The following is a 20,870-nucleotide window of genomic DNA, read 5'->3' on the forward strand; positions in this document are numbered from 1 at the left end:
CCCTACTCCACGGCAAACGCCAGCAGTTCCAGCAGACTGCCGTCGCCCTTCAGCACATTGAATTCGTTGCGGCTCTGGGCGCAATCGCCGTAGACCTTGTCCATGTTCTCGCGCACTGCGATCAGTGCATCGATGCCATCGGCAGCGTAGTTGGATCCGGTCACGGGAGTGAGAAAGGCCAGCGACAAGCTACGTGGCTGACGACTGCCGCGCTCGGCCAGCGCGTAATGCGCATAGGCTCGACTAGCATAGCTATTCTGCTTACCGCTCGGCCCGATCGTCAGTGCTGCCTCGATCAAGGCAGCGATCGCGCTCTTGAGCAGCACATGGTCCCCGCACAGGTTTTCCAGCAGCCTCTCGCGGTCAATGCAAATGTACTGATAGAACACGGCTGCAGCGAAAGCACTTTCGCCGATATGGGCGGCTCCTGGGTCATGCTCGTTCAGGTCATCCACGGCGGTGAAATAATCATCTTCTACCACTGTGGCATGAATACCCAACGCGTGAGCCACCTGCACTGCGGCCTCCACATTGTGTTCGGTCTTGCTGGCCAGCATACGGCCGAACATGGCGATATCTGCGGCCTGCTGCTTGTGGAGCAGGGTAGTCAGCTCTTCTTTCTCAGGCGCACGTTTTTCGGCGATCAACTTGGCGACCAACGCGTCAAGCGACGCTTTTTCCTCGGCCGAGATATGGACCAGTTGTTCAATCTCGTAAGGTTTGTCTTTTTTCAATGCGCCGTAGACCTTGGCAATTTCGTTGGCGCTGTCGCCAGCCAACTTGTCGGCAAAGCCCGCCGTTTTCAGTTTGTGATACACCTCCACGCCCAGTTGCTTGGTGCGGGTACCGAGGTGACCTTGACTCTCGCCCACCTTGCTGGACAGCTTCCGTTCGAACAGATCGGACGTACGCCATGCGCGCTTCAGGCTTTGCGACGACACCCTCAGGCGCTCAACGCCCCCCATCATCGCTGTCTTGGGGCGGCCCAGATCGTCCCGGTTCAGGTTCGCCGGTGGGTAGGAAATCAGGGTGTGCAACTGAATGAAACGGCTCATGTCTTATCTCCAAATCGAAATCATGCGGGTTCTTGATCTGCGTCGCGCAGTGCGGCGCGGTAGTAGTCCGAGGCCCAACGCAACTTCAACCGTTGAGTAGGCGGCAGAGCCGGGTCGACCCGGCGGAATTCGCGAACCCATTGCAAGAGGTCCGCTGCCAGCCGGCCCACATCCACTTCTCCGCCAAGCAGGTCCACCGCCCGACGGGCTTGGCGGAAAAAGCTGTCTTCGTCGCGGCAAGTTTGTAGTTGGCGAAACCGCAACTCGCTCATCGCCACGCGGCCGGAGGCGTTCTTGTGGCCGAGGCTGCTGGCAAAAGCTTTGTTCGGCACGTGCTGTGCATGGACCACTACGCCAGCAACCAAAGCCAGCTCATCGGGCTTCACGTGCAGTTGCTGCCGCTCCAACTCCTGCCACAACCGATGGAAGGCGGACTGCAGCCAAACGTCTTCTGGCACGCGGCAGCGTTGCAACTGGGCTCGGTCCGCCCGTTTCAGCATGGAAAATGGCCCTCGGCGCTCGTGATCGTTCGGATCCATCGCCAAGCGCCAATGCACCACAGTCCTGGCCAGCGTCGCGCGCCCGGCCTCATCGAGAAACGGCTTCATCGCTCTCCCTTTGATATTGGGCGATCCGTTCGCCCATCGTCTTGTGCGGCTTGGCATGCCACAGGCCGCGCTGCAAATCGGCGCGGGCGCTCACCACCTCGGCCATATCCATCTCCTCGATAGGCGCGCACAGCACCCAATAATCGAACAGTTCCAACACAAGCCGCCGCAAGGGCGCCAGCCAGGAGAGGAACGCTTGCGCCTGAGCGGCATCGTCCAGTTGCGGCGACTTGGCCAGTTGTTCGACTACCTGATAGAAGAGCGCCTCACTGCGCTGCCAAAAGCTCTGCTCGACCGCTGGCTCCTTTTTGTCCATCCGGCGCGCCTTCTTGACCTGATCAGCCAACATCAGCGCACTCTGCCTGGAAACCTCCAGCAGGCTCCGCACGGCATCGACGAAATGGCGCTCGTCGGCACTTGCAAGCCGGACCAAGGGCAGCGTGGCGTCGTGCCAAGCCTCGGCTTTCATGTTGTCCATCCTGTAACCGAAGCACCACAGCACCGCCCCGCCGGGCCACTTCAGCTTGTCGGCCTTGCCGCCCTTGCGGTTGAAGTCCCATACTGCACGCGCTACCTGCTCCGTACTGTTCTCGCCCATCGTCAGGGTCAGCCAATAGCGGTAGCCGCGAGCGACGCGTGAGCCCTTCAACGAAGTCGGCGACTTGATCAAGTCCTTGTCATCGAACCAATAAGGCGTGAGCGGATGTTGCCAAGGGCCGGCGTAATCGGTGCCATAAGTGCTTGCCCGGTACCGGCGATACAGCGTGTTGTGCTTCTCTCCGCAGACCTCACACGCGCCCGCAACAATGTCGTCAGGATCCAGCCTGATTCGGCGCGACATGCTCCAATAGGCGTGTGCGGGGTGAACGTCTTCAGGCCGGGTTTCCGTGCCATTTTTGTCGCTCACGCGTGTGGCCGCTAACCATGGCAGTTTGTCCGACAGTGGCCTGTCTTCTCGCCAAGCCTCGTCCTCTCCAGCCAGGGGCAACACGTTCAGCCACAGCTTGTTCCATAGCGATGCATCGGCTTCCTTCGGCAGCACCAACGTGGTCAACGGCCCGCCGCCGCGCAATGATGTGAGATGCCCCCTGCCACCCAGAGGCGCGTTGATCTGCAGTGTGAACAAGGCCTGCGCCACACAACTGGCGCACAGGCCCTGCCAGTCGGGCTGCTTGTTAAAGAACTGATTCGAACTAGAACCGGTGTCGATCAACAACTCAGCGGTACTTTTGGCATTCCCATCGTTCAGCGGATCTCGGTCCTGCATGAAAGCCGTGTCCCCGAATATCGTGAATGCAGGTAGCAGGGGCTTGAACCACTCCGCCAACTGCGCTGGCTCGGGCGGCTCCCGCCAAAACGTCAGCCAGTCATTCAGATTGCTCGGCGGTGCTGCCGTTTGCAGCACCCCAATCAGCAACTGGTACAACGCGCCGCGAAAATCCGCCCGAGGCGCCAGCACGTCCACTACATCCGGGTCCGCGATATCGTAGACGGTGCCCGGCTTTACACTGCTGTCACGCCTTCGCAAGCGCAACCAAGCTGTTCCAGAATCAAGAAGATTCATCACGCACAGCCTCCTTAAAGTCCGCCTTTATACGAGACCTCCTCTGCAGCGCCAGTACCCGTTGCAAAGAAGAATAGCCACGAAGGAAGTTGTTTCACACGTCAGCAGCGTTTGTCCAAATAGACCGCCGCCTGATTCACTTCAAAAGCAATCCCTGCCCCAGGCTGTAATGTATTTGCACCTCCCGGTCTCGAGCATCCACGCCCTGCCCCAGCCATTCCCCTACGCTTTCCCCCGCGATCAACGGCACGACGATGCAGTATTCGCTGAGCCATGGTTGCTCCAACTCCAAGTTCTTCAATTGGGCCTCGAAGCGCCGCCGCCAAGCTGGCGACACGGCCTTGAGTTTTTTCTCGTCCACTCGGAGTGCGGACAACTCCCACTGTGCACTGGGGTCATCAGCGTGACATAGCGGCCGCAACGCATCGCCCACTTGCTCAACCAGATAAACGAGCCGTGTCTCGTCGCCTAGTCGAGTAGCGATATCCGTCTCCTCGACCCAGTGCTTGCTACTGGCTTCGCAATAGCCCTTCTCCAGTTGCAGGGCGTTGAATAGCGCCATACTGCGCTCGCTCATCGCCTCTCCCAGGCATTTGTCCGCCGCAGCCATCAAGGCGGCAGGGGCTTCGCGCTCGCCGGCCACACCATATACAGCTTCGACCAGTTGCCGCACCGCGCCCAGCTCACCAACAGCTCCAGGCGATACGATATGACCGGCCGCTAACAGCGTCTGCTGAGTCCGCCAAAGAACGGCGAAGTCGGGATACACATATTGCGCACCGGAGAACACCCGACCGTACCAATCCGCCTTGGCGTCGTCGTCGGGGGCCGGTCCATAGACGTACAGCACCGGCTCTGGCCGCTGTTCGACGCGTTGCTCCGCACCCGTCGCATCTGGCCACGGATCTCCGTTGGCCTGCCGAGCGTGGCGCTGAAGACGGCCAGCGCGCTGAATCAATAAGTCGATCGGGGCCAAGTCGCTGACCATCGCGTCAACGTCGAAATCGAGCGACTGCTCCAGAACCTGTGTGCCGATCAGCACCCGCCCCGCGCGCGCGGCTGCATGCGAATGCTTGCCGAATGCAGTCAGCACCCTCTCTTCTATGTCCAAGCGGTGGCCCATTGCATAACGGCTGTGGAACAGGTAAAGAGTCTCGGGTGGCAATTTTTCGCGCAGAAGACCGAACGCGCGGCGGGCGTCGTCCACCGTGTTGCGCACCCAGCATACACAACGGCCCGCCTGCGCTTGGCTGGCAATCAGGCCGACCACCTCGACCTCGTCGGATAGATGGACCACGCGCACTCGGCGCTTGACGTCGCGCCGAGTTTCACAAGGCTCCTGGTGGAAATGCGCGGCGGAAAGCTGGCTGGCCAGCGGGTAATCCGACAGGGCCTGTGCGGCCACGGCCGGTTGCCTCAGCCCCTGGCGGTAGGCATTCAGCAGTTCGGCTTTGACGCCCTCCGGTACGGTAGCTGACAGCAGCACCGCGCTACCGCCGTGGGCTGCGTGCATCCGCAGTAGCCTCCCCAGAAGCGTGCGAACATAAGGGTCAAATCCGTGGACTTCGTCAACGATCAGCACCTTTCCTGCCAACCCAAACAGCCGCAACGACTGATGTCGCACGGGCAACACCGCCAGCAGTGCCTGGTCAATGGAGCCCACTCCCACCTGCGCCAGCAGCGCCTTCTTGTTACTGTCCGCCAGCCACGCGTTGCAACTCATGCTGGCTGAAGCGTCGCCTTTTGAATACAGCTGGCCGCCGCGCTGCACGCTGAGCGCGAAATCCGCCACCAAACGGCGGGCTGAATGCGCCAATACCAGCGATGGTTGCTCCCCTTCGGAAAACAGGCGGCGGTATACGCTGCCGACGCGACGGTACATCTGATTGGAGGTGGCCATGGTGGGCAGCGCGAAATACAGGCCGTTGGCTAAGCCCGCCGCCATCAGCCGGTGCGTCAGAATCAGCGCCGCCTCAGTCTTGCCGCTACCGGTCACGTCCTCCAACATGAACAACTGCGGCCCGTCGACTAATGGCACGTTGGCGGCGTAACACTGCAATGGCGTGGGAGCAGTTAGATGGGGAATGAAATCTACCAGCCGATTTGAGCCCGCATACGGCGCACCACGGCAGCCAGTGAGGCCGGAGGCCACCAAGGCGCGCCGCGCGGCAGGACGGGCATGGTCATGCCAATAAGTGGGCAAGGCCATCGGTGTGGCTCGGTACGGAAAATGATGCTGGTCGGAGCCAAGCCAATCCGCCAGCACCATCAAGCCTGCCAATTGCCAGCCTATACGCGAATCGAGATCGCTCGCTGGTGACGGCAATGGATCCAGCAAGACCGCGGCGTCGCAGGCAAAGGCCTTTGCGACGGCCATGTCCTCAGGCAAAAAGTGGTCGTCGGCGTACAACCGTTTCGCTCCGCCCTCGCGCGGCGGCCGGCCATGGTGGCCGCAAGCGATGCGTATCCAGCTTTCCCACAGCGAATGTTCCGCAGCGGGCAGCACCTCTTGCGGCAGACGAGGCTGCAGATAATCCATCCACAGCAGGAACCCCAGCGTGTCGTGACGCTCGGTATATCGGGGCGCCTTATCCGTCGACACCAGTTCAGCGGTACCTAATGGCAACGCGGCCTGGAAGCTGCGGGCGAACTTGCCCAGATCGTGCAGGATGGCAAAGTAAGTCGCGGCAGCACGGAACTGCCGCACGCTCCATCCCGCGCTGGCAGCACTGATTTCTACCCAGTCCGGGCGCTGATCCAGGAGTACCTCCATCATCGCCGCTACATCCAGCATGTGAAAGGGTAGTAAGTGCCACCGGTCGCCAGCCTCATCGCGCGGAGAAGCCTTGCCCCGGTACCGCCAGTACGCCTGCATCGCTCTCCCCGTCGAAGTTCGCCAGCTTATGAGACCAATACGGAACGTGGCGCATTACGCGCACGACTTGTTTGTAGAAAATCTCCAGAACCGTCGCCAATGACTATGTCATTATGTCGCATCAGTGGCGGCATCTTTTATCAATCGAGCCGCTGCGTCAATCCATTCGGCTAAGCCTTCCGGCTGCTTCCATCCAATGTAAGAGCACACGACCGGATGCATTATCTCTTCTCGCGCATCCCCATCGACTCGAAGACCAAGCGCTCCATAAGAAAAAAGCGCATTCACTCAGCACGAAACTTCCCGTTAGCATGATCTCCGTCGCGTGTGCAGGTCGCAACTACGCTGCAAAGGACAAGATACGTCGCGAGCGCATGTGCGTATAGGTTCCCCGTCTTTCATGCGAGTGCGTCATGCGGGAAAAGCACATCAACATAATACGTAGCTTTCAAGGCTGCTGTTGGCTGAGTCGCCGAGGCCCGGGATTCCCAAATCGCTTCGATCCTCGAGCGTACCCGCCCGATATTAACCAATTGATCCAGGAAAGATGTAGCACCGCCACGACCTCGGTCTCGGCGTTTTCGCTTCGCTATTGAATAATAGCGTACTTCGGTATGACCACGTGAACCGGTTATCTCCCGTGCGTTCGTGACATCAGATCACGGCTAGCATTTTATAGCGCTGCTCGATAGATCGGCATAGGGGGAACCAGCAGGCTGCGCCCCGGCCACTCCCGCCCGGCGCGTCTTTGTTAGGCCGCACCCGTTTGAACGCCTGCTGTAGGTTCTCCCTCGTCAGTGCTGCAAGTGGTCGCCGACCTATCCCGTGACTACTACGGCCGCTGCTGACGCCTCGCACCGGCTCGACACCGTCGCTCTTTCAGGCACGAGGTGAGGACTCCCCAGGTAAGGACGCATTCCTTCACCGCACAACCGCCACGTTTGCGCCGCTTCACCGCGGTCACGAGAGCTTCGCGGTTTGTTGCCCGCTCGCTCTGCTCGGTAGCGCCTTCTATGCGGTTCTTGTTCATTGGCTCGCGATTTATGCTCCGCGCTCCCTCCCCGCACCCGGTCGCCCTCATGCAGTTGCGCTTCACTTCACTCGCTGTGACCAGATCGAGGCCGGACTTGCGCCCGCGGGACTGCGCCCATGCTGGCCCACAACAAAAAAACCGCCGGCGCCACGCATATCGCGTGGCGCCGGCGGCCCTGCAGCCTCGAAGGCTGCGCTTACGCGGCGACGAGTTCCGCTTCGGCCTTCGCCTCGCTTCCCGCCGGCTCGTCCGCGGTGCTGCGGATCAGGTGATCGAATGCGCCGAGCGATGCCTTCGCGCCCTCGCCCACTGCAATCACGATCTGCTTGAACGGCACCGTGGTCACATCGCCAGCCGCGAAAACACCGGGCACCGAGGTCGCGCCCTTCGCGTCGACGACGATCTCGCCGTGCTTCGACAGCTCCACCGTGCCCTTCAGCCATTCCGTGTTCGGCACGAGGCCAATCTGCACGAACACGCCTTCGAGTTCGACGCGTTTCGCCTCGCCCGAGCGCAGATCCTTGTAGAGGATCGCCGTGAGCTTGCTGCCGTCGCCCTCGATCTCGGTCGTCTGCGCGCGGGTGACGATCGTCACGTTCGGCAGGCTGCGCAACTTGCGCTGCAACACCTCGTCGGCCCGCAGCGTCTCGCCGTACTCGAGCAGCGTCACTTCACGCACGATCCCCGCGAGGTCGATAGCGGCTTCCACGCCCGAGTTGCCGCCGCCGACCACGGCCACGCGCTTGCCCTTGAAGAGCGGGCCGTCGCAGTGCGGGCAATAGGCCACGCCGCGGTTGCGATACTCGCGCTCGCCCGGCACACCGATCTCGCGCCAGCGCGCACCGGTAGCCAACACGATCGTCTTCGCGCGCAGCACCGCGCCGTTGGCGAGCCGCACCTCGTTGACGCGGCCCGGCACGAGCGCCTCGGCCCGCTGCGTATCCATGATGTCCACTTCGTAGTGCTTCACGTGCTCTTCGAGCGCCACCGCGAATTTGGGTCCTTCCGTTTCCCGCACCGAGATGAAATTCTCGATCGCCATCGTGTCGAGCACCTGACCGCCAAAGCGTTCGGCAACGACGCCCGTCGCCAGGCCCTTGCGTGCCGCATAGATGGCCGCCGCCGCACCCGCGGGCCCGCCGCCCACGATCAGCATGTCGAACACGGGCTTGTTTTCGAGCGCCTTGGCAGCCTTCGCGCCAGCGTTCTTGTCGAGCTTCGCGAGAATCTCCTTCACGCCGCTGCGGCCCTGACCGAACACTTCGCCGTTCAGGAACATCGTCGGCACCGCCATGACCTGACGCGCCTCGACTTCGTTCTGGAACAACGCGCCGTCAATGGCGACATGGCGGATGCGCGGGTTGATCAGCGCCATAACGTTGAGCGCCTGCACGACTTCCGGGCAGTTCTGACAGCTCAGCGAAAAGTACGTCTCGAACGCATAATCGCCATCGAGCTCGCGAATCTGCTCGATCACCGCTTCGTCGAGCTTTACCGGATGACCGCCCGCCTGCAGCAAAGCAAGCACGAGCGACGTGAACTCGTGACCCATCGGAATGCCGGCGAACCTGATGCCGGTCGCCTTGCCGGGCTCGCCGATGGAGAACGACGGCTTGCGCTCGTCGCCGCCGCGGCGTTCGATAATCACCACTCGTTCGGACAACGAAGCAATATCGTTGAGCAGTGCGAGCAGTTCTTGCGACTTTGCCGAGTCGTCGACCGATGCGACGATCTCGATCGGCCGCGTGATTTTTTCCAAATACGTTTTCAGCTGGGTCTTGAGATTCGCGTCGAGCATGGCAATTCCGATGTTTCGAATTCAGTGCGGGAGGGGCGTTGACGGCGGTGCCGCCGCCAGCGCGGCAGCGGCACCGCCCGCGGCCGGCTGCAACCGGCCGCGGCGGGCTCGGCTTTAGATCTTGCCGACGAGGTCGAGCGACGGCGTCAGCGTTTCGGCGCCCGGCGTCCACTTGGCGGGGCACACTTCGCCCGGGTGCGCCGCGACGTACTGGGCCGCCTGCACTTTGCGCAGCAGTTCGCCCGCGTCGCGGCCGATACCGTTGTCATGCACTTCGCACAGCTTGATCTGGCCTTCGGGGTTGATCACGAACGTGCCGCGCAGCGCCAGACCCTCTTCCTCGATCATCACGTCGAAGTTGCGCGAGATCGCACCCGTCGGGTCGGCGACCATCGGATACTTGATCTTGCCAATCGTGTCCGACGTGTCGTGCCACGCCTTGTGCGTGAAGTGCGTGTCGGTCGACACGCTGTAGATTTCCACGCCAAGCTTCTGGAATTCGGCGTAGCGGTCAGCCAGATCGCCCAGCTCGGTCGGGCACACGAACGTGAAGTCGGCCGGGTAGAAGAACACAACCGACCACTTGCCCTTGAAGGTCTCGTCCGTGACGGTGACGAAGTCGCCGTTGTGGAATGCAGTGGCCTTGAACGGCTTGACTTGGCTGTTGATGATCGACATTAACGTAGTCCTCTACTGAGTGGTGGTTGGGAATGGGTGTAGTATGAGGACCCGCAATCGATTGGTAAAGTTGATTATCGATATTTCATCGATTTAAAAAAACTATCGCGTCCGCTGAGCTACCGGCGCGGCTGTTTCAAACGCTTGAAGGGGATGGCCGGAATGCCTTAACCTCGGCCCATATAGATCGAAAGCCAGCGCGCTTCGCGGGGATTCCGGGCCGATCGGCCTGGAAAGCGCTGCCCGCCTACTTTGCGGGACGGCCGTTGCGCGCTTCCGACCACACTACAGATACACGTCGAACCCATGACAGGCGCATCGGTGGCGTTGGCCACGACCGGGCTCATGAGCCTGATCATGCTTGCGTTGCTCGGCTCGCTGTTGCGCTCGGGCATTCCCGGCGTACACGAATGGCTCGCCGCCAACGCCGCCATGGTGGCGTCGCTGCCGCTCATTCTATTACGAGGCGCGATTCCCGACTTTTTTTCGATCGTCGTCGCCAACGGGCTCGTCGCGTTGGCCGGCGTCACCTTTCACGCGGGTTGCGCGCGCTTCCTGAAACGCCCGGTATCGTGGGTCGGGCGTGCGGCCGTCGTCGCCGCGGCCTGTGCCGCCATGGCGTACTGGCGATACACCGCAGACAGCATTCCCATGCGGGTGCTCGCCATGTCCGTGTTCACGAGCGGCATCTGCGTCGCCATCGCACTGACCGTGTGGCGCCACCGCGCGCCCGGGCGCGGCGCCTACCCCTATCGTCTCACCGCGAGCATGGCGCTCTTTTTTGCCGTCAGCCAGATGATACGCGGTGCCTACTTCATGACGCTCGTCAGCGCCTCGAGTCCGCTCATGTTCGCGACAACCGGCAACGTCATCCTGCTGTCGATCGGCGCGGCCGTGATGCCCGTGCTGTCGATGTGCGCCATGATGATGGTCCACGCCGCACTGCTCTCCGAGGCGCGCGATGCGGCCGATCACGACTTCCTGACCGGCGCGCTCTCGCGCAAAGGGTTCGAGGCCTATGTACTCGCGCGGCTCGCCGAAGCGGAACGAAGCAGGGCGCCGCTCTCCCTCGTGCTCGTCGATCTCGACCGCTTCAAGGCGGTCAACGATACCTTCGGCCATGCGGGCGGCGACGAAGTACTGCGCGCATTCGTAACGTTGGCACAGGCACATTTGCGCGCCGGCGATGCGCTCGGGCGCATGGGAGGCGAAGAATTCGGCGTCCTGCTGCCGCGCACGGATCTGATCGAGGCCCGTGAGATCGCGGAAAGGCTGCGATGCGAAGTACACAGGGCGCCCGTGGCGACCGAAAGCGGCATTTGCCGGTACAGCATCAGCGCTGGCGCCGCCCGTTGGTCGCCCGGCTTGTCGTTCGATCATCTGGCACGGCACGCGGATCTCGCGCTTTATGAAGCAAAGGTCTCGGGGCGAGACCGCGTCTGTGCCTACGAACCGGCGTCCGCGCTCGAGCGCGAAAGCGCGGGTTCCTGCTCGTTGTCGACCGGAACATCGGCGTGAGCGGCTAAACGCCTCGACTTCCAGCAAGCCCTCAATTCCGGGCTCGCTTGCGCACGATCACGCCATACCAGCCCATGCCCTCATAGGTTTCGTAGCCAGGCGTCAGCGCGTAGGCGATCAACGTGTCCGCGTCGGGCCGATAGGCGCCCGCCTTGGGATCGCTTACCTTGAGCGGAAACACTTCTTCGAGCGTGCCCTTCTCGTCGGAACTGGCGATCACGCGTTGGCGCGCGTCGACGAGCAGGCAGCGCGTGCGCCCCCACTCTTCGGGAGACAGGCGTACGCCTTTGACGACGGTCGAAGCCTGCGGCGCCCAGTTGAAGAAAACCGCGAGCACGCCCAGCGGGCGCCCCGCCGTGGCGCCCCCCTCGCGAATGGCGGCGGCGTAAGTGGCCGCGACCGCCCCGCCGAGCGCCGCGATCGGCTCCAATTCGGCCGTTGCATACTCGGCGCCCGAGGCGGACTTCGCCGCAGCCTTGAACCACGCCTTCTGGGAAACGTTCTCCTGCCCGGCCGCCGCATAGCGGTCCGGACGTCCAGTCGCCACCACGTTGCCTTCCAGGTCGATCACCCAAAGATCGAGATAGACGGTGTAGCTGTCGAGAATCACGCCGAGCCGCTCCGACGCGAACGCACGGCGCTCGGGTGCGCGATGCGCAAGGCAATCGACGATCGCCGAATCGGTGGCCCACCAGCGCACGTCGCAGGAGCGCTCGTAGAGGTTGCGGTCGATGATCTCGATCATATTGAGCGCGAGATCGGTGAGGCGCTGCGATTCCTGCCGTTCGAGCTGAGCGATCATCCGGTCGCCCAGGGCGGTCAGTTCGCGGCCTAGTTCCGCCGTCAACTGCCCGATGCGCTGCGACACGACCTTGACCTGGTTCGCCACGACGGCAAAACCACGCCCCGCTTCGCCAGCTCGCGCCGATTCGATCAGCGCGTTGATAGCCAGGAATGTCGTTTCCCGATTGATGTCGTTGATATCCGATACGTTCCCCTTGGCAATGCGGTGTACTTCGCGCGTCAGTTCGACAATCTCATTGGCATCAGCCATGATTTCCATGCCCCAATACGTTGAAATGCGCCTTTCTTGTGCAATCGATCGCACCAAAACAATGCAAATCGATCCATTCTTGTGCCCGCCGGATCTTTTTGTTATCTTTCAACTGCGCTGCCTACCCCAATGTAAAAGCCCCTTCGACGAGGAAGCCACTCGTAAACGGCACCTCACCGGCAATACTTTAGTTTTTTCGATGACCTATTTCTGTATTCGATGGCGCTCCAATTGCCATTCTCAGTGGCTTATTGCGGGTATTCACCGATAGTCCGTAACCGCGAGCTACGGCAGCGATCTTTAAGCAATCCACCCGCAATACCGCAAACGAGAATTCTTATTTCAGCCGATGTCCTGATTGACCTCTTCCATCCAGCCGATGGAATTGACTCGACAAGGAGAATTGAATGGAGTTTTTAATCAATATCGATGTAAGCGATCTCGACGAAGCAACGCGCTTTTATCAATCCGCATTCGAGTTGCGGATCGGCCGCCGTTTCGGCTCGGATTTCGTTGAACTGCTCGGCGGGCCGGCACCCATCTATCTGCTCGCCAAACCCGCGGGAACGGCCACCTCGATCGACGCGAGGCATCAGCGCAGCTATGAGCGCCACTGGACCCCTGTCCATCTGGACATCGTCGTCGACGACATCGACGCAGCGGTTGCGCGGGCATGCGGCGCGGGTGCCCGCCTCGAGCAGCCGGTCCTTCAACGCGAGTGGGGCCGGCTCGCGTTGATGGCCGATCCGTTCGGCCATGGCTTCTGTCTGCTCCAGTTCGAAGGCCGCGGCTACGATGCCATCGCGGATTGAACCGATCCCATAGATTTTCTATCGTCTGAGCGAAATTTTTGTCGATTGTCGTTTGACGGCGGCTGGCCGATATTCATGTCCCGTCAGCCCGAGCCAACCCCTGACCTTCAACTCGACTACGAAAGGGACGAACGACAATGACTTTCTCACGCCAACGCCGCGCCCTGCTTTTGACAGCGGCCGGCGCACCCATGGCATACGCGCTCAGCGCATGCGCCGCGCGCACCGGCGCCGGCACGGCACAGGCGCGGGCCGGTGCCGCCGATGCCGCACAAGCACTCGCCGCGCTCGAACGCATAAGCGGAGGCCGGCTCGGCCTCTGCGCGATCGATACCGCGCGAGGCGCAACGCTCGGCTACCGCGCGAGCGAACGCTTTCCGTTTTGCAGCACGTTCAAGCTCATGCTCGCCGCCACCGTGCTCGCGCGCAGCGTCGAGGAGCCGGCACTGCTCGAGCACCGCATCCGCTACGCGCGCACCGATCTCGTCAACTATTCGCCCGAAACCGGCAAGCACGTCGACGATGGCATGACGGTTTCCGAACTCTGCCGCGTCACCGTTCAATGGAGCGACAACACCGCGGCCAACCTGCTCATCGACCTGCTGGGCGGCTCGCAGGCCGTTACCGCCTATGCGCGCGGCATCGGCGATCGCGAGTTTCGCCTCGACCGTCGCGAAACGACGCTCAATACGGCCATTCCCGGCGACCTCCGCGACACGACCACGCCGGCCGCGATGGCGCAAAGCACCCGTTCGCTCGTGCTCGGCTCGGCCCTGCCGGCACCGCAGCAGGCTCGATTGCGCGACTGGCTGCTCGGCTGCAAGACGGGCGACCGCCGCATTCGGGCCGCCGTGCCGGCGGGATGGCAGGTGGGCGACAAGACGGGAACCGGCGATTACGGCACCGCAAACGACGTCGGCGTACTGTGGCCGCCCGCTGAAAAGCCGCTCGTGCTGGCGATCTATCACACGCATACGGATTCCGCCGCCAAAGCGCGCGATGACGTTATCGCATCTGCCGCGCGAATCGCCATCGAAGCACTGACCCGATAGCTGTCGGTGGCGCGCCGCGGGAAGGCGGCGGCGATCCGCCGCCTTGTCATTTCTTGATATACATCACGGAGTGAGGGTGTTTCGGCTGCAAGAATGAACATCATTACGCCCGATTCCATCCCGAGCATGGCACCCGATCATCCTGACTGTCGCGTCGACCCGGACGGTCCGACGCGAGTTTTGCTTAGTTGCCACGACAAGATCCGCGATCTGTCGGGCCTGCTGTTGCGGCTAGACGTGCAGGTCATTCATTACGGGATCGACGAGGCCGCAAGAACGGCCGCCGGCGAGATCCTCCACTACTTCGAAACGGAAGTGCCGTTGCATCATGCCGACGAGCAGCGCGATCTGTTCCCGCTCCTGTTGTCGTTCGGCAATGCGACCGTGGCGCAGGCGCTCGACGCGCTGAAACCCGAGCATGCCGCCCTCGGCGTCATGTGGCGCAACGTGCGCCCGTGGCTGGACTCGATCCAGCGCCGGCGGCCGTTGCCACGGCCGAAATCGCTCGCGACCTTCGCCACGCGGTATCCAGCCTACGCCGATCGCGAGGAGCGCGAAGTGTATTGGGCGGCCCGCGAACTCTCGTCGATGCAAGCACGGCAGTTGTTGGAGAACATGACGCAACGGCGCGAGGCAGTGGACCCGACGCGTACCGCCGCACGCGCGCCGCGCCGGAAGGCGGGCGCGCACTGAGCCGAGCGTGCAGCGAGGCGCGCTACCGGACGCCCGCGGCACGCTCGGCCGCCCCGAAAGCGTGCTGCGCGTATTTCAAGAGCCTGCGACCGATTGGCGCAGCCGGAGCGCCCGCAAGCCCGCCTTCCGCCGTTAAACATCTATTTTTCCTCGACTTTTAACCACTGTTCGTTTTACCCACCGGCAAGCACTTTCCTTTACATGCATCAAATATGCAACTTATCATGCGCCTTAACATGTATCTGCAATACATGTTTTAGACACGGTGCGGACGGCTGCCTGCCTCGATGGACGGTCTTCCCGCACCCCACCCCCTTGTAGAAAGGAGAGAGGGAAAATGCACTCCACAAAACGCCTATGGAAATGGCTCGGGCTGGTCTGCCTGTTGTCGTTTTCCATCCTGCTCTGGCTCGGCAGAGAAATCTATCTGGTCGCGCCGCCCATACCGACCAGCGTCACCACTTCGGACGGCACGCTGCTCTTCACGGGCGAGCAGATCAAGCACGGCCAGCAGGTTTGGCTCTCGGCCGGCGGGCAGCAGCTCGGCTCCGTCTGGGGGCATGGCAGCTATGTCGCGCCCGACTGGTCGGCGGACTGGCTTCACCGCGAAGCCGTTCAATTGCGCGAAAGCTGGGCACAGAAGCAGTTCGGCAAGTCGTACGACCAGCTTTCCGTCGAGGAGCAAGGCACGCTCGACGCCCGCCTGAAGCACGAAATGCGTACGAATACGTATGACGCAGGCAATGGCGGCACGATCACGCTGAGCCCGCAGCGCGCAGCGGTGGTCCGCGAAATCGCGACGCACTACGAAAAGCTCTTCGGCAGCGATCCGTCGCTCGAGAAGCTGCGCGACGATTACGCGATGGCCACGGGCTCCGTGCCGAACGCCAGCGACCGCGAAGCGCTCGCCGCGTTCTTCTTCTGGTCCTCGTGGGCGGCAACGACCGACCGTCCGGGCCAAAGCGACATCACTTATACGAGCAACTGGCCGCATGAGCCGCTCGTCGGCAATACGCCCACGGTGGCAAACGGCATCTGGTCGATCGCAAGCGTGATTCTGCTGCTGGCGGGTATCGCCGCGATGGTCTGGTATCACACCGCGCACCGCGATCATGAAGAGGAATCGACCGCCACGCCGGCTACCGACCCGCTCTTCGACGTGAAGCCCACGCCGTCGATGCGGGCCACGAAGAAGTACTTCTACGTCGTCATCGGGCTGCTGCTTGCGCAAGTCGGCATGGGCGCGCTGACCGCGCACTATGCGGTGGAAGGCCACAGCTTCTTCGGCGTGCCGATCGCGGACGTACTGCCGTGGGTGGTCAGCCGCACGATCCACACGCAGTTCGGCGTGCTCTGGATCGCCACGGCATGGCTCGCCACCGGGCTCTATATTTCGCCGTTGCTCTCCGGGTATGAGCCTCCGCTGCAAAAACTCGGCGTGAACGTGCTGTTCTGGGCGCTGCTCTTCATCGTGGTCGGATCCACGGCAACCGGCTGGCTCGGTTCGCTCGAGCATGCGGGTTCCGACTTCTCGTTCTGGATCGGCAATCAAGGCCTCGAGTTCACGAGCATGGGCCGCGTCTGGCAACTGCTGTTGTTCGTCGGTCTGATGTTCTGGCTGCTGCTGATGGGCCGTGCGTTGATGCCGGCACTGAAGAATCGCAATACGAAAGGCCGCGGGCTCATCGGCATGGTGTTCCTGTCCGCCGCCTGTATCGGCCTCTTCTACGCCTCTTCGCTCGCCTGGGGCCGCAACACGCACTATTCGATGATCGAGTACTGGAGATGGTGGCTCGTGCACCTGTGGGTCGAAGGCTTCTTCGAAGTGTTCGCCACGGCTGTCATCGCGCTGATCTTCTCGCGCCTCGGACTCATCCGCATCGAAAGCGCCAATCGCGCCATCGTGGCCGAAACGATCGTCTTCCTGTTCGGCGGGATCCTCGGTACGCTGCACCACCTGTACTTCACGGGCTCGTCCACGGCCGTGATCGCATTCGGCGCCGTCTTCTCCGCTTTCGAAGTCGTGCCGCTCGCACTCGTGGGTATCGAAGGCTGGCAGACCTATCGCAAGACGGAAGCCGCGCCTTGGGTCCAAAGCTACAAGTGGGTCATCCTCAGCTTCGTGGCTGTCGGACTTTGGAACACCGTCGGCGCCGGTCTGCTCGGCTTCACGATCAACCCGCCGATCTCGCTCTACTACGTGCAAGGCCTCAATCTCACCGCCGCTCACGGCCACGCCGCGCTGTTCGGTGTGTACGGCATGCTCGGTATCGGCCTGATGCTGTTCTGCCTGCGCGGCATGTCCGCACGCGAAGCCTGGGACGATGGCCTGCTCAAGCCCGCGTTCTGGATGCTCAACGTCGGCCTCTTCATGATGGTGTTCTTCGCCGTGCTGCCGTCGGGCATCTATGAAGCATGGGCCAGCGTCGCAAAGGGGCTGTGGTACGCCCGCTCGCCCGAGGTGATCCACTCGCCGATCATGCAGGCATTCGTGTGGGCGCGTGTACCGGGCGACCTCGTGTTCGCCGTCGGGGTGCTCTACCTCGGCTGGTTCGCACTGCGGCTGCTGCGCCGCGTGCGTCCGAGCGCACCGGAGGAAGCACGCGTGCAGCAAGGCGCGAACGCGGCCAAACGCGTCACTCAACGCGCCTGAGGCAAGTCTTGCGAAAGCGGCGGCGCAGTATTGATGCCGCCGCGCTCGCATCTGAAACAAGAGGTGTCCCCATGACCGCTGCATCGACCATCCATCCGGCGCTGCCGGGCGAAAGCGACGTTCGCGAAGCCCTGCGCTACGTCGTCGATCCGGAGGTCGGCGTCAACATCGTCGATCTCGGGCTCGTCTATGCGATCGACGTCAAACCCGAGGCGCTGCGCATCGCGCTGACGATGACGTCGCCCGCATGCCCGATGGGGCAGATGATCATCGACGACGTGCATGAAGTCGTCGATGCGCTCACGCCCGCCGGCATGGCAGTGGATGTCGACCTCGTCTGGGAGCCGCCATGGGAGCCCGCCATGATGACGGAAGCCGCGCGCAAGGTGCTCGGATGGCCAGACGGCTGAATTCCGCGGCGCCCGCGGGCCCGCGACGCGAGCACGCCGCCGCCCGCCGCAATCCGGTGCGGATCGCGGCCAAGGCACTGCTTGCCGCGTCGATCGTCGCCACGCTCGTCTGCGGGCTGGCGACGGGGCTCGCCCGGCTGGGCCTCACGCTGCCCACGCATGCGCTTTCTCGCGCGGCGTGGCACGGCGTGCTGATGCTGCCGGTGTTCTTCGGCGCCGTCATCAGCCTCGAACGCGCCGTCGCGTTGGGCCACGCGTGGAGCTTCTCCGCCCCGATCGCCGCCGTGCTCTCGGGCATCGCGTTGCTCGCGGGCGCACCCGTCACGCTGGTTCAGACGGGGGTGCTCGTCGCTTCGCTCGTGCTCGTGGCCGGCAGTGTCGTCGTATTCGCGCGCCAGCCCGCGCTCTATCTCGGCGTGCTCGCGATTGCGGCCGCCTGTTGGAGCGTGGGAGCGTGCATCTGGCTCGTGACAGGCGACGCGCTGGCCGCCGTGCCTCACTGGCTGGCCTTCGTCGTACTGACGATCGTCGCCGAACGGCTCGAACTCACTCGCATGCGTCCGCTGAGGCCGCGTGCGATCGCGCTTTTTTGCGTGTCGATCGTCGTGATGCTCGTGTCGCTCGTATGGGTGAGCGTCGCACCGGAAGCCGGCATCCGCCTGTTCGCCGCAAGCATCGTTCTGCTCGCAGGCTGGCTCGCCGCCTACGATATCGCACGCTACACGGTCCGGCAGAAAGGACTGACCCGATTCATCGCCGTCTGCCTGCTGTCCGGCTACGGCTGGTTTGCGGCGGCCGGAGTTCTCGGGCTCGAGGGCGCGCTGCTTTCCGGGCACCCGTGGCACGACGCCGCCCTGCATGCGGTGACGGTCGGCTTCGTGTTCTCGATGGTATTCGGCCACGCGCCGATCATCGTGCCGGCCGTCAGCGGGCTGCGCGTGAAGTACGGCCCGCATTTCTACCTGCCGCTCGCGCTGCTCCACGCGGGCCTCTCGCTGCGCGTGGCGGGCGGAATCTTCGGCGATTTCCCGCTGCGGCGAATCGGCAGCGAAATCAATGCGGCCGCGCTGGCTGTGTTTGCCGCCACCTTGATCGCAGCCGTCGCCTCGGCACGGCACGCCAAACGTCAGGAGTACCGAACGAATCGAATCTAACCCAACGAGCAGACCGTCGAGACCCGTCGCGTTCGCAGCGAAAACGCGGAACGCACGGCAAATTCCGAACCCGCCGTGGATTCGCTTTGAATTCGCGTTGCATTACCGGTAGGCGTGCCGAAGAGCCCACCTATCGAATCACCACCCTTTTGTTTTCACGGAGTATGACCATGACCGGTGCTTCCAATACGAGCGCTTATGTTTTCGATGCCCGCGGCATCTCGAAGCGGTTTCGCCACGCGGCCATCTTCGGCGCGCTCGAATCGCTCGACCGCGGCGAAACGATGCGCTTCGTCAACGATCACGATCCGATCCCGCTGCTGCATCAGATCCAGTCGCGCTACGGCGATCAGGTCGCCATTGCCTACGTTCAACGCGGCCCCGAGCAGGTGGTGATCGACTTCTCGGTCACGCCGGCTGCCGGCCAGGCATCCGACGCGGCGAAGGCAGGCGGATGCGGCAGCGGCTCGGGCACGAGCTGCGGATGCAGCGGCGGCTGAAGCCGACATAGCCGGAAGCTGGCGCATGATGCGCACGAGCAAGCATGTGCCAGGGCTGGCGGCTTGCAACGGCTGCGGACCTCCGGCAATCGCATCCGCAGCCGCTAGCTGTGGCAATTTTCGATCGATGCACTTCCAGTTCCAATCCGCTGCAGCGAACGGTGCGTGCCGGGGTCATCATGCAAATGACGGCGCTCAGGCCGGAAGCGCCGTCAAGCATCTTGTCGCGCAATGCATCCGCTCGCACGGTGTCGAGCAGGGTGGGCGAACAGTGCCTTCATTTCCGCGGCTTCGCGCCGAATCGTTCGAGCAGGTCCGCACTTCATGAACGCTGTTCAAGCGCATGCAGGTCCACTGGCTCGTCCACGCGCAGTTGATCAACGGCCATCATGAATTCCCATGGGGTTTCCAGTCGCGATTGTCCCTCTTTCGTAACGTTGGGAAACTCGAATACCACCTTGCGCAGTTTCTCCCGCCGCTGGGCCTGGTGCGGACCGGTGAACAGTTGGCATGCACCTTCCCACAACAGGGTACGGCCCATCGGATTATGGTCGAAAGTACTCTCGGCAAGATTCGGCAGAACGCTGTTGAAGGTGCGCGAGTCAGGCTCTTCCTGCCCCTCTGCCGTCATTCTGAGGTTGGGCAAGCACAGTCCGGTGAAAGCGCGTTCGCTCATGAATTGGGCCAAGGTCTGGCCCCCAGGACGGGTGATTTCGTCAATGACGTTCTGCAACAGGTCCCTGTCCGGCTGCGAGTGACCGGATTGCGCGAGCGCTGCCCGCAGTTCGTTCCTGACTTCGCCAACTTGATCCACGCTGAGCTTCCTGCAAACCGCATCGACCGCCTGAAGATAGCGCCATGCTCCCGCGACCGGCTGCTGTGACTTGCCTACTTCGGGAGAAACGGCGCACCGGACGGCAAGCTGCTCCGCCACGTCGCGCACGCGGGCCTTCAGCCCAGGAGCGAGGCTATCGGCCGGATGGTGACGGGCAAGGACGACCTCGCGCTCGAGCGCGACCGCTTTCATGTCGGCAACGCGTCTCATCTGGCCAGCAGCCAGACGCCCGATATCAGCCAGCGGCCGCTGCGCGGGACTTTCAACGCGGATTGCTCCACTCGGCAAGCCAACGAGCATGGCATTAGCTGACGTTCGGGGCGTTTCGGCTGAAACACTTGGCGAAACGTGTGTCGAGGACGGATCGGTTTCGATACCGGATGAAGGGATCTGCTGTGTATCGGATATTCGCATTGCAAGCTGGAGCGACAGGCGCGCGACGTTCTGCTGGCCCGATCGCATCTTTTGTATGGAAAAATTGATCACCATAATGATCTCCCCAAGCGCGGAAACCCCATACGTATCGACAGCGAATTCCTTAAGCAGGGCGCGAAGCGTCGTTCATATCGCCCCTGAGA

General features: G+C 62.5%; 15 protein-coding genes and 1 pseudogene. 8 read left to right on the plus strand and 8 right to left on the minus strand.

Annotated features, from left to right (window positions below):
* Positions 1 to 2: 2 nt before the first annotated feature.
* The 6 genes from cas7e to ahpC all read right to left on the minus strand — a co-directional run bounded on the left by cas7e (position 3) and on the right by ahpC (position 9,611).
* Positions 3 to 1,055, minus strand: a complete 1,053-nt coding sequence (gene cas7e / locus U0034_RS23850; RefSeq protein WP_085228947.1) for a type I-E CRISPR-associated protein Cas7/Cse4/CasC — start codon at positions 1,053 to 1,055, stop codon at positions 3 to 5.
* A gap of 20 nt (positions 1,056 to 1,075) precedes the next feature.
* Positions 1,076 to 1,663 carry a type I-E CRISPR-associated protein Cse2/CasB gene (gene casB / locus U0034_RS23855; RefSeq protein ID WP_158243531.1) on the minus strand — a complete coding sequence of 196 codons (588 nt, stop codon included), beginning with the start codon at positions 1,661 to 1,663 and terminating at the stop codon, positions 1,076 to 1,078.
* Complete coding sequence (casA, locus tag U0034_RS23860; RefSeq protein ID WP_085228949.1) at positions 1,644 to 3,227, minus strand: type I-E CRISPR-associated protein Cse1/CasA; 1,584 nt, start codon at positions 3,225 to 3,227, stop codon at positions 1,644 to 1,646. The genes casB and casA overlap by 20 nt, the downstream gene beginning before the upstream one ends.
* 136 nt (positions 3,228 to 3,363) lie before the next feature.
* Complete coding sequence (locus U0034_RS23865) at positions 3,364 to 6,102, minus strand: CRISPR-associated helicase/endonuclease Cas3 (RefSeq protein WP_085228950.1); 2,739 nt, start codon at positions 6,100 to 6,102, stop codon at positions 3,364 to 3,366.
* A gap of 1,229 nt (positions 6,103 to 7,331) precedes the next feature.
* Complete coding sequence (gene ahpF / locus U0034_RS23870) at positions 7,332 to 8,933, minus strand: alkyl hydroperoxide reductase subunit F (RefSeq protein WP_085228952.1); 1,602 nt, start codon at positions 8,931 to 8,933, stop codon at positions 7,332 to 7,334.
* 114 nt (positions 8,934 to 9,047) lie between these two features.
* Positions 9,048 to 9,611, minus strand: a complete 564-nt coding sequence (gene ahpC / locus U0034_RS23875) for an alkyl hydroperoxide reductase subunit C (protein WP_085228953.1) — start codon at positions 9,609 to 9,611, stop codon at positions 9,048 to 9,050.
* A 306-nt stretch (positions 9,612 to 9,917) separates the two neighbouring features.
* Between ahpC and U0034_RS23880 the strand changes: the two genes are divergently transcribed.
* Complete coding sequence (locus tag U0034_RS23880; RefSeq protein ID WP_085228954.1) at positions 9,918 to 11,129, plus strand: GGDEF domain-containing protein; 1,212 nt, start codon at positions 9,918 to 9,920, stop codon at positions 11,127 to 11,129.
* Between the two features lie 31 nt (positions 11,130 to 11,160).
* Here the strand turns inward: U0034_RS23880 and U0034_RS23885 are convergent, their stop codons facing one another.
* Positions 11,161 to 12,183, minus strand: a complete 1,023-nt coding sequence (locus tag U0034_RS23885; protein WP_085229074.1) for a methyl-accepting chemotaxis protein — start codon at positions 12,181 to 12,183, stop codon at positions 11,161 to 11,163.
* A 407-nt stretch (positions 12,184 to 12,590) separates the two neighbouring features.
* On the opposite strand from U0034_RS23885, the gene U0034_RS23890 reads away from it, so the two are divergent.
* From U0034_RS23890 to U0034_RS23920, 7 genes and pseudogenes are all read left to right on the plus strand, one after another.
* Positions 12,591 to 12,995 carry a VOC family protein gene (locus U0034_RS23890; protein WP_085228955.1) on the plus strand — a complete coding sequence of 135 codons (405 nt, stop codon included), beginning with the start codon at positions 12,591 to 12,593 and terminating at the stop codon, positions 12,993 to 12,995.
* Positions 12,996 to 13,132: 137 nt separating this feature from the next.
* Positions 13,133 to 14,047: a class A beta-lactamase gene (gene bla / locus U0034_RS23895; RefSeq protein ID WP_085228956.1), complete on the plus strand. Its 915-nt coding sequence runs from the start codon at positions 13,133 to 13,135 to the stop codon at positions 14,045 to 14,047.
* Between the two features lie 93 nt (positions 14,048 to 14,140).
* Positions 14,141 to 14,740, plus strand: coding sequence for a hemerythrin domain-containing protein (locus U0034_RS23900; protein WP_085228957.1), 600 nt, complete (start codon positions 14,141 to 14,143; stop codon positions 14,738 to 14,740).
* A gap of 337 nt (positions 14,741 to 15,077) precedes the next feature.
* Positions 15,078 to 17,393, plus strand: a complete 2,316-nt coding sequence (locus tag U0034_RS23905; RefSeq protein WP_085228958.1) for a nitric-oxide reductase large subunit — start codon at positions 15,078 to 15,080, stop codon at positions 17,391 to 17,393.
* A 71-nt stretch (positions 17,394 to 17,464) separates the two neighbouring features.
* The gene (locus U0034_RS23910; RefSeq protein ID WP_085228959.1) at positions 17,465 to 17,803 is read left to right on the plus strand and encodes a metal-sulfur cluster assembly factor; all 339 of its coding nucleotides are present in this window, start codon (positions 17,465 to 17,467) and stop codon (positions 17,801 to 17,803) included.
* Positions 17,788 to 18,957 carry a hypothetical protein gene (locus tag U0034_RS23915; RefSeq protein WP_085228960.1) on the plus strand — a complete coding sequence of 390 codons (1,170 nt, stop codon included), beginning with the start codon at positions 17,788 to 17,790 and terminating at the stop codon, positions 18,955 to 18,957. The genes U0034_RS23910 and U0034_RS23915 overlap by 16 nt, the downstream gene beginning before the upstream one ends.
* 164 nt (positions 18,958 to 19,121) lie before the next feature.
* Positions 19,122 to 19,367: pseudogene (locus U0034_RS23920) on the plus strand (DUF2249 domain-containing protein); the annotation flags it as partial.
* 412 nt (positions 19,368 to 19,779) lie between these two features.
* On the opposite strand, the gene U0034_RS23925 reads toward U0034_RS23920, so the two are convergent.
* Positions 19,780 to 20,781, minus strand: coding sequence for a type III effector protein (locus U0034_RS23925; protein ID WP_139831189.1), 1,002 nt, complete (start codon positions 20,779 to 20,781; stop codon positions 19,780 to 19,782).
* Positions 20,782 to 20,870: the final 89 nt, after the last annotated feature.

Source organism: Trinickia caryophylli, from assembly GCF_034424545.1.
Classification (GTDB): Bacteria; Pseudomonadota; Gammaproteobacteria; order Burkholderiales; family Burkholderiaceae; genus Trinickia; species Trinickia caryophylli.

Bases quoted from the DNA above. Each gene is read 5' to 3' on its own strand.
- cas7e (WP_085228947.1), bottom strand. From the start codon at position 1,055: ATGAGCCGTTTCATTCAGTTGCACACCCTGATTTCCTACCCACCGGCG.
- casB (WP_158243531.1), bottom strand. From the start codon at position 1,663: ATGAAGCCGTTTCTCGATGAGGCCGGGCGCGCGACGCTGGCCAGGACT.
- casA (WP_085228949.1), bottom strand. From the start codon at position 3,227: ATGAATCTTCTTGATTCTGGAACAGCTTGGTTGCGCTTGCGAAGGCGT.
- U0034_RS23865 (WP_085228950.1), bottom strand. From the start codon at position 6,102: ATGCAGGCGTACTGGCGGTACCGGGGCAAGGCTTCTCCGCGCGATGAG.
- ahpF (WP_085228952.1), bottom strand. From the start codon at position 8,933: ATGCTCGACGCGAATCTCAAGACCCAGCTGAAAACGTATTTGGAAAAA.
- ahpC (WP_085228953.1), bottom strand. From the start codon at position 9,611: ATGTCGATCATCAACAGCCAAGTCAAGCCGTTCAAGGCCACTGCATTC.
- U0034_RS23880 (WP_085228954.1), top strand. From the start codon at position 9,918: ATGACAGGCGCATCGGTGGCGTTGGCCACGACCGGGCTCATGAGCCTG.
- U0034_RS23885 (WP_085229074.1), bottom strand. From the start codon at position 12,183: ATGGCTGATGCCAATGAGATTGTCGAACTGACGCGCGAAGTACACCGC.
- U0034_RS23890 (WP_085228955.1), top strand. From the start codon at position 12,591: ATGGAGTTTTTAATCAATATCGATGTAAGCGATCTCGACGAAGCAACG.
- bla (WP_085228956.1), top strand. From the start codon at position 13,133: ATGACTTTCTCACGCCAACGCCGCGCCCTGCTTTTGACAGCGGCCGGC.
- U0034_RS23900 (WP_085228957.1), top strand. From the start codon at position 14,141: ATGAACATCATTACGCCCGATTCCATCCCGAGCATGGCACCCGATCAT.
- U0034_RS23905 (WP_085228958.1), top strand. From the start codon at position 15,078: ATGCACTCCACAAAACGCCTATGGAAATGGCTCGGGCTGGTCTGCCTG.
- U0034_RS23910 (WP_085228959.1), top strand. From the start codon at position 17,465: ATGACCGCTGCATCGACCATCCATCCGGCGCTGCCGGGCGAAAGCGAC.
- U0034_RS23915 (WP_085228960.1), top strand. From the start codon at position 17,788: ATGGCCAGACGGCTGAATTCCGCGGCGCCCGCGGGCCCGCGACGCGAG.
- U0034_RS23925 (WP_139831189.1), bottom strand. From the start codon at position 20,781: ATGGTGATCAATTTTTCCATACAAAAGATGCGATCGGGCCAGCAGAAC.